The organism is Pseudomonas sp. SST3, assembly GCF_003325755.1.
In genome coordinates this window covers 62,924-71,508 of record NZ_QORI02000022.1, presented here as the reverse complement: position 1 = coordinate 71,508, position 8,585 = coordinate 62,924, and the positions used below count along the sequence as shown (strand labels likewise).

At 61.7% G+C, this 8,585-nt stretch carries 6 protein-coding genes; 3 read left to right on the top strand and 3 right to left on the bottom strand.

Going from position 1 to position 8,585, the window contains the following annotated elements:
* Window positions 1–646: 646 nt before the first annotated feature.
* The 3 genes from mksF to mksB form a co-directional block, all read right to left on the bottom strand.
* Window positions 647–3,496, bottom strand: coding sequence for an Mks condensin complex protein MksF (gene mksF / locus DQ405_RS19100; protein ID WP_168425654.1), 2,850 nt, complete (start codon window positions 3,494–3,496; stop codon window positions 647–649).
* Window positions 3,493–4,179, bottom strand: coding sequence for an Mks condensin complex protein MksE (gene mksE / locus DQ405_RS19095; protein ID WP_168425653.1), 687 nt, complete (start codon window positions 4,177–4,179; stop codon window positions 3,493–3,495). Before mksE ends, mksF begins: the two co-directional genes overlap by 4 nt.
* A 102-nt stretch (window positions 4,180–4,281) precedes the next feature.
* Window positions 4,282–5,523: an Mks condensin complex protein MksB gene (gene mksB, locus DQ405_RS19090; RefSeq protein WP_168425652.1), complete on the bottom strand. Its 1,242-nt coding sequence runs from the start codon at window positions 5,521–5,523 to the stop codon at window positions 4,282–4,284.
* 189 nt (window positions 5,524–5,712) lie between these two features.
* On the opposite strand from mksB, the gene DQ405_RS19085 reads away from it, so the two are divergent.
* Genes DQ405_RS19085 through rimI form a run of 3 tightly spaced genes read left to right on the top strand, consistent with a single transcriptional unit; the run spans window position 5,713 to window position 8,547 of the window.
* Window positions 5,713–7,260, top strand: a complete 1,548-nt coding sequence (locus DQ405_RS19085) for a 2-isopropylmalate synthase (protein WP_168425651.1) — start codon at window positions 5,713–5,715, stop codon at window positions 7,258–7,260.
* On the top strand, window positions 7,257–8,084 hold the full coding sequence (locus DQ405_RS19080; RefSeq protein WP_168425650.1) for an energy transducer TonB: 828 nt from the start codon (window positions 7,257–7,259) through the stop codon (window positions 8,082–8,084). Before DQ405_RS19085 ends, DQ405_RS19080 begins: the two co-directional genes overlap by 4 nt.
* 10 nt (window positions 8,085–8,094) lie before the next feature.
* Window positions 8,095–8,547, top strand: a complete 453-nt coding sequence (rimI, locus tag DQ405_RS19075) for a ribosomal protein S18-alanine N-acetyltransferase (protein ID WP_168425649.1) — start codon at window positions 8,095–8,097, stop codon at window positions 8,545–8,547.
* Window positions 8,548–8,585: the final 38 nt, after the last annotated feature.

Genomic DNA, 8,585 nt, shown 5'->3' with positions numbered 1-8,585 from the left:
CTTTGCGCGAAAGAAAAGTCGATCGGCTCCTGGGGCTGGCAGCATGCCCGACCGAGCAGGGCTCAGAAAGCGGCCCAGCCATAGGTCGCCTAGCGGCGAGTTCTTCTGCTGATTTGCCCCATCGCAACCGGCGTCTCCTAAGCATGTGCCCTTCCGATAGCGTCTTCCGAGCACCACCTTGGCGGCTTGTCCGAAGGGATTGATACGGCCGAAGCGGCCTTAGCGCGGCATGAACTCTTTACAAATCACCCGTAGTACCGTTGACACTGCCTTCCGAGGCTGGACGCGGCCGCACGCCCTGTTTTGGGTGTGGCAGCAAAATAGTGGGTTGTCCGAGCAGCCGGTGGCCTTTCTCGGTTGCACGAAAGGGCGCGCGCAGGGGAGCCGTTGCGTTTGCTTAAGCTCGCGCGTTACACGAGTCGTAACAGGGCTTGGAATGACCGTGTTGGGATCCAAAGAAACGGTTACGGTGTGGTCTAAGATTGCGTATGACTGACGCTATCGCTTTCGATGCAAGCTTGGCCGTTGGGTTGAAGCTCCCTGGCGCGGCAGCTCGCACAGCTCGGGTATGAAAGCTTTTGGGCTAAGAAGCGGGGACGAAGGAGAGAGTTAACCAGCCCGTGTCTCGGGCTGGCTGGTGTTCGATTCAGCTCACCGCTTCGGTCTTTTCTACGCGCCTTTGATCGCCTGTGAGCGGCATTGGCTCGGGCTGTTCACGACGTTTTATGAACTTCCAGTCCGCCTCGTCGATGTAAATCCCGCTTGGGCTGTTGCCGCCTTCCAGGTCGATGGCAACGTGCGCCGAGACCTGCGGCTTTACCGAGGCCAGAATCGGCACGAAGCCAAGTTGCAAGCTGGTTTCAATCAACGCCTGCTGGTTGCGCTCGTCAATATCAGCGGCTTCATCCAGGTAGTAGGGCAGACGAATGTGACCGGCCTGCTCGCGATCCATCAGGTGCAGCAACAGATACATATTGGTCAGCGCCTTGATGGTCATTGTCGTACCGTTTGATGCTGCCCCGTCGATGTCGGTGTGAATCACCGGCTGGCCGCCGACCTTGGTGATCTCGAAGGCGAGTTCGAACAGGTCTTTCAGGCCCAACTGGTTGTTGTTGGCAGCCACCAAGCGCGCTAGGTACTCCTTGGCCTCCTCGTTCTTGCTGTCCTGCTCGCTGCTCTGCTGCAGATCGAATACGGACAGCGTCTCGCCTTGCTCGTATTGCCCCGCGCTGTGGATGATCTGGTCGATGTGCTTGAGTGCTTCCTTGTTCGGCGCCAGCACAATGCGGAAGCTTTCGAGGTTGGATACCTGACGCTTGTTGATCTCGCGGTTGAACAGCGCTAGCTGATGTTCGAGGCTGTCGTAGTCGCTGCGGATGTTGCGCAAGGTCCGGGCGATATCGGTGACCGCGGCACGCCGTGCCTTGGCAAGCGTCAGGGCTTCGTCCTGGCGATGAGCATAGGCGTTGACCAACAGCTGGAGCCGACGCTCGGGATCTTCTTCGCTGTCGAACTTGGCGACACCTTTGAGACGCACCTGCGCGTACAGCGCTTCGATCTGACCATCGACGCGCTGCAGCGCCTGCCAGCTGTCCTGGTAGTCGTTGAGGAGCGGCTGGAGATTTTCCAGCGAATCATCGACGGGGTCCATGAATGGCGTGCCGAAGGGCAGATCTGCTGGAAGCAGCTGACGACGACGCAGTGCGTCCTCCAGCGTACGCTCCTTGGCTTCGAGATCCGCCAGCTGACGGCCGACGAGTTGCAGTTTTGCCGACAGGTGCTGGACCCGTTCGGTAAAGGCATCACTGGTTCGCTTGAGCTCGTCCTGCGCGGCCTCGGCCTGCGCAAGTAGTTCGAGTTTGCTACCTTCTTCGGCGGCAAGTGTCTGGCAGCGGCGGAAGTCCTCCAGCGCTTTCTGCGCATCGAGAACCTGCTGGTAAAGCCGCTCGGCCTGAGCCTTACTGGCGGCGCGGTCGACGGCGACCGAGTGCTGCGCCTTCAACTGCTTCAATTCACGCTCCAGCCGATCCTTCTGATCACGCAGGGCAGCACGGTCGGCCAATGCCTGGAGGGCCTGCGGTTCGATATGCGAGAGATCGATGGAGACGCCCGGCGCCTCGAAACGCTCGCCCTTGAAGCCATCCAGGACCGCTTCGAGTGATTTGACCCAGGCCTCGCCATCATCCAGCGCGATGCCCTTGTCCCCCAGAGGCAGGCTGAACAGCTGCCCATTGAACAGCCGCATCAGGCGATCAACGTCCGCTTGTGAGAACTCCTCACGCAGGCGGGAGTAGCTGTTGTTGTCCGCGTGGTCCAGTTGATGCCGGACCGACTTGAGCCGCTTCTCAAGGTCGCGCAGGCGCTCGTCGAGATCCTCGCTGGAGAACTGGCGCGATTGCGATAGCGCGCCGGCCAACTCGTCATGAGCATCCTTGGCGGCGAGCAACTGCTGCTCGAGCACATGAGCATCATCGACCAGCGCAAAGCGGTTTTTCAGCGAGGAGAGCTCGCCCAGCCAGCGTTGAATCTCGCTGATCTCACGCTCCAGCCGCATCAGTTCGGAGGTGCTTCCACGTTGTTCGTTCTGCAGACCGTCCTGCTCGCGGCGATAGTGTTGGGCCTGGATGACCAGCTCTTCCTTGCGCGCGCCGGCATAGTCCTGCCAAGTCCCGAGCAGCGAGTCGAGCAAAGGCGACAAGCGATGCAGTTTGCCGCGCAGCAGTTCTCGCTGCGCCACGCCGGCGGCGAGAGCTTCGACCAACGGGCCGGCTGCAACCAGCGCTTGATAGTCCTGCTCCATGCGGCGCACGTCGCGGAAAGCCTCTTCGGTAGCTGCGATGTAATCGACACTGCCGGAGCGCAGGCTGTGCTCGAACGCATCGAGAAACAGTTGCTTGAGCTTGGCCGCCGTGATCTCGCGCATGTGCAGCAGGTTGATGAACAAGGTGCGGAATGTCTTGAGGCTCTGCTCGCTGGTCGAACGCAGCGGAATCAGCGTCATGTCCAGCGGGATTGCGGTGTGCCCACCCACCAGCAGCCGGCGTAGTTCGTCCGGCTTGGCCTCGTAGGCCTTGATGCCGGCGCGCTCCAAATTGGCGAACAGCTCGCGTTGGCGCAGGCAGGTGCCATTCTTCTGGTAGTGATCGAGATCCAGCGAGCCCTGGTAGACGAAGAACTGGTGACCGAAGCCACCACCCGGCCCGCGACCAGCAACGCCGATCACATGAGCGCCATGGGGCAGGGCGACTTCAACGAGGATGTAGCTGGTGTCGCTGGCGAAGTAGAACTTGCGCGACTGCTCTAGGCTGTACTTGCCGAAACTCATGTCCGACATGCGCGCCAGAATCGGAAACTGCAGCGCATTGATCGACGCGGACTTGCCCAGGTTGTTCGCACCGTAAACAGATAACGGCGTTTCCAGCGGAAAGATGCCGAGGCTATAGCCGGCGGTGTTCAGCAGGGCGAAGCGGCGGATGCCGTAGCGTTCCTGGCTCATGCTTCAAGCTCCTTTTCTTCGGCGATGGCGCGTGCCAAGGCATCGTCTTCGCTATCGTCAGGGTCGCGGTCGATAACAATGATGTCGTCCTCTTCTTCCTCGGCCATGAGCTGAGGTGCCGCCAGTGCCAGATCGCTGCTGTGCAGGTTCGCCGCGAGGTCGCGGTCCTGCTGGACGGATAGGCAGACGTCGAGGAAGCGGTGCATCGGCGGCAGGAAACGGTAGATGCCGTTGCTGTCTTCGGCGAAGCCTAGTTGCGTCAGGCGGCGGATGATCTTTTCTTCCAGCTCGTCCTGGGTGGTCACCTCGGCCTGCAGGAACAGGTCGCGGTATTTGTCCAGCAAGGCTGGCAGTTCGTCCCGGCCGAGGGTGCCGCCGTCCAGCACGGCGAGTGGGTCGCGGCCCTGATCAGCCAGATGCTCGACCAGGATGAAGGTGAACAGCGCCAGTCGCTGGGCGGTCTTGTTGACCTGCGCGCCCATCTGCTCAGGAACGAAGTAGTAGAAGCCGCGCGGGTCACAGACCAGCTCGAAGCCGAGTGCCTTGAACAGCGCACGGTACTGGTCCTGCATGTTGGAGAGCTGGGCATAACATTCCGGCTCGCTGCGGGACAGGTGATAGCCCTTGAACAGCTCGCGGAAGATTGGCGCGAGCTGGGTCATCTCTTTCAGATCAATGTTCATACGCAATGCTCACGGCAATCATCGTGTGAAAACCGCGAAGCGCTTTTCACAAAAAGGAATTCGAGTCGGGACGGGCAGGGCGCTGCCCATCTAAAGCGAAGCTCAACCATCGGTGTTGGCCAGCAGCGCGAAGGAGCTGAGGCTGACCTGATGTTCGCGTGTCAGGTATTCGCGGCGCTCCAGGCGGTCGCGTTGGAAGCGTGCATCGCGCGACAAGCGGGAAAACCAATAGAGCAGCTCATCCGTCGCGCCTTCCGGCTCCCGCTCCAACAGCCATCGCATCAGGTCAGGCAGCGGTAGCGCCTGTTCGCATCGGTCAAGCATCTCCCGTGCTGTCAGCGGTGAGCGCGGTGCGTCGCTCTTGCGCTTGCTGCCGGCTCGGGGAAATTGCGCCGGCTTCGGCTCGAAGCGAGCCAGTGCGTAGACGTAGGCTTCAACCTGGCTGGCTGAGCCGAGAAAGGTGCTCTGCGGCCGGGTGAACAATGGCAACGAGGCCTGAGGCACGGCGTCGAGTCCCTTCTTGCGGATGGCCGACAAGGCCAGCGCGGCGCCGCGCGTTACCGCATTATGGCGGCGTGCTTCCTCTCGCAGCGGTAGCAACAGCTCGCGCGCGTGCCGCAGGGTGAGCTGGGCGGTGCTCTGCATTTCAAGGATGCGCGCATGGGTGCGCAGTAAAAGGTCGTCATCGACCAGCTGGCCGAGTCGCTGTTGCTCGCCGAGCAGCTTCATCAGGACCTGCTCGACGCGGTAAACGCCTTGTTCGAACGCGCCATCCGCTGCGACCAGCTGAATCATCGGCTCGACGTATTCGTCCCAGGTCGCCAACACTTCCGCATAACGCTGCCGTAGCGGGATCTGTCGATCGCTGGTCTTGGCTCGGTCGGCGACACCGATCAGGGCCTGCTCGTCGTTGGCAAGCTTCTTTAGTACGTCGCGCACGCGCATGTCGAGCAGGCGCAACTGACGGGCGAGGTCCTGGCCGTCGCGGATCTCGAAGGCGTCCTGAATATGCCCGGCCAGGCGTTCCAGGTGACGCAGGTAGGCTTCGATCTCCAGGCACAGGCCGAGCTGATGTTCGCGGCGCAGATAGGCGAGGAAGTCATGGATTTGCGCGTTGAGCTCGAAGCGATTCGGGCTTTTCGCCACCGGGACCAGGATATCCAGGCGGATCCACTGATCGAGCAGGGCAGTGATATCGGTGGGCGTGCCTTCCGGCAGTTGCGCGGCGAGCTGATGACGCAGTTCGATCAGGCTCAGGGTGCCGGCATCGAAGCGCTCGCACAGCGGCTCGAGCAACGTCCAGTGTTCGGCGAGGGCACGCAGTACGCGCTTGGGTTCGATCATCTGAATCGGTTCTGTCGGCTGCAAAAAATAGGCGGCAATTGTACTGCCTGACCCAGGTGCAAATCAGCCCAAACTGATCGTTGGGATGACGCAATGAGACGCTCGGCCTTCCCGCTTTGCTGGTTTCCGGCCACAATTCACACTTGAGGCGCCGCCTGAGTCCGCACGGCTGGCCAAGAGGAGTTCGACATGAGTAGCAACGACCGCGTCATCATCTTCGACACCACCCTGCGAGACGGCGAACAGAGCCCCGGGGCCTCCATGACCGGTGAAGAAAAGCTGCGCATTGCCAAGGCTCTCGAACGGCTGAAGGTGGACGTGATCGAAGCCGGCTTCGCGATCGCCAGTCCGGGGGATTTAGCCGCGGTCAAAGCGGTGGCCGATCACATCAAGGACAGCACCGTGTGCAGTCTGGCGCGTGCTGTCGATGCCGATATCGAGCGCGCCGCCGAAGCGCTGGCCGGTGCTAATTCCGGGCGCATCCACACCTTCATCGCCACCAGCCCGATCCACATGCAGTACAAGCTGCGCATGCAGCCGGATCAGGTGGTCGAGCAGGCTGTGCGCGCGGTGACGAAGGCCCGCAATCTCTGCGCCGACGTGGAGTTTTCCTGTGAAGACGCAGGACGTTCGGACATCGACTTCCTCTGTCGCATCATCGAAGCGGCCATCGATGCGGGCGCCCGCACGATCAACATTCCGGATACCGTCGGCTACGCCATCCCCCATCAGTACGCCGACATGATCCGCCAACTGCTCGAACGCATTCCCAACGCCGACAAGGCCGTGTTCTCCGTGCATTGCCACAACGACCTGGGCCTGGCGGTGGCCAACTCGCTGGCGGCGGTCGTTGCGGGTGCGCGGCAGGTCGAATGCACCATCAACGGACTGGGTGAACGCGCCGGTAACGCCGCGCTGGAAGAGATCGTCATGGCGATCAAGACCCGGCAGGATTTGCTCAACGTGCACACCCGCATCGAGACCGAGCACATCCTCAGCGCCTCGCGCCTGGTTTCCGGCATCACCGGCTTTCCGGTGCAGCCGAACAAGGCCATCGTCGGCGCCAACGCCTTTGCCCATGAATCCGGTATCCACCAGGATGGTGTGCTCAAGCACCGCGAAACCTACGAGATCATGTCCGCGCAATCGGTGGGCTGGAACGCCAACAAGATGGTCATGGGCAAGCATTCCGGGCGTGCCGCATTCCGTTCGCGGCTCGAGGAGCTCGGTATTGTCCTGCCGGGCGAGGGTGAGCTGAACGCGGCTTTTGCGCGCTTCAAGGAGCTGGCCGACAAAAAGCACGAGATCTTCGATGAAGACTTGCAAGCGCTGGTCTCCGATACCCTTGCTGAAGACGTGCAGGAGCATTTCAAGCTGGTAACGCTGGAGGTGGCGAGCAAGACCGGAGAAGTGCCGGACGCTAAGCTCGTCCTGAGCGTTGACGGGAACGAGCAACCTGCCTCAGGACAGGGCTCGGGTCCGGTTGATGCGACTTTCAAGGCTATCGAATCCGTGGCCAACTCTGGCGCCACGCTGCAGCTCTATTCGGTCAACGCCATCACCAAGGGCACCGATTCGCAGGGCGAGGTCACGGTGCGGTTGGAGAAGGGCGGTCGGATCGTCAATGGCAACGGCGCCGACACCGATATCGTCGTGGCGTCCGCCAAGGCCTACCTGAATGCCCTGAACCTGATGCAAGTTGGCGCCAAGGCGCATCCGCAGGTGGCCGGGGTTTGATTACTGAAAGTCGGCGTCGGGCCTTCCTCGACGCCATGCAGATCACCACGTGGCTGCCGCGAGCCGAGCTGCCGTTTGCGGCGCCGTCGCGGCCGGAGCTGTTGCAGCTCGTCGAGTCCGAAGCCATGCGCGCGCCAGTCGTCGAGCTTGAGCAGCCCGTCGCGCAGCCAGCCCCCTCGTCGCCCGCACCGGTAACAGACGCGCCAGCGACCACGGCGAGCCCAGCCGTCGATGCGGTGCGTGCGGCCATGCCACGCATCGCCATGCCCGAGCCGAAAAAGTCCACCACGAAAGCCCGTGATGTCGAATCGTCAGCGGCTGAGCAGAAGGTCACTGTGCCGCCACCGCGTTTCGCTCTGCAATTGCTGCGCGCGGGCAATTGCCTGCTGTTGGTCGAGCTGCCAACGGGTGAGTCATTTCAGAGCCGCGACCCCGCCTACCTGCTACTCAAGGATATGCTTCGCGCCGCGAGGCTCCCGGACAAGCCCCAACAGGTCGGGGATGGCGAGCCGATCCGCTGGCCACTCTTGCATCGCGGCAGCCTCGAGCAGGGCGCCGAAGCCGCCCGGGACTACGTACAGGGTGTCGTGGCCGCCGAGCTGGAGGAAATGGGCTGTGCCTGTATCTGGTTGGTCGGGCTCCCGGCGCTGCGTTTTGCCGGTGAAGTCGAGATGGACGCCTGCTATCGCGAGCTGCATATCGAAGGCATCGGTCACGCCCTGGCCATGCCCGGACTCGAGCAGCTGATGGAGCAGCCAAGCAGCAAGACTGAATTGTGGAAGGCGATGCGCCGCAGCATGTCGCGCTGGGTTACCGGTTTATGAGTAGTGCTTCATGAGTGATGCAGTCAGTTTTCGGCCCATGACGGCGGCGGATATCGAAACAGTTCTGAAGATCGAATACGCCGCCTTCAGTCATCCCTGGACTCGGGGGATCTTCACCGACGCTCTGAGCGCCTATGAGTGCTGGGTCATGTTCGAAGGCGAGCAGCAGGTCGGCCATGGTGTGATCAACGTGATCATCGACGAGGCTCACCTACTGAATATCACAATCAAGCCTCAGAGCCAGGGGCGCGGGCTGGGATTGCGGCTGCTTGAACATCTGATGCAGCGGGCCAGCGAGAGGGGGGGGCGTGAATGCTTCCTTGAGGTGCGCGCCAGCAATACCTCGGCGTATCGGTTGTACGAGCGCTACGGCTTCAACGAAGTTGGCCGTCGGCGCGCTTATTATCCGTCTGCCGATGGACGTGAAGATGCGCTGGTATTGGCCTGTACCCTGCTGGACTGACTTGCGAGTAGTGCTCCGATATTCCTCGTCGCGATCGC

Excerpts from the sequence above, each read along its gene's own strand:
- mksF (WP_168425654.1), bottom strand. The coding sequence starts at position 3,496 with ATGAGCCAGGAACGCTACGGCATCCGCCGCTTCGCCCTGCTGAACACC.
- mksE (WP_168425653.1), bottom strand. The coding sequence starts at position 4,179 with ATGAACATTGATCTGAAAGAGATGACCCAGCTCGCGCCAATCTTCCGC.
- mksB (WP_168425652.1), bottom strand. The coding sequence starts at position 5,523 with ATGATCGAACCCAAGCGCGTACTGCGTGCCCTCGCCGAACACTGGACG.
- DQ405_RS19085 (WP_168425651.1), top strand. The coding sequence starts at position 5,713 with ATGAGTAGCAACGACCGCGTCATCATCTTCGACACCACCCTGCGAGAC.
- rimI (WP_168425649.1), top strand. The coding sequence starts at position 8,095 with ATGAGTGATGCAGTCAGTTTTCGGCCCATGACGGCGGCGGATATCGAA.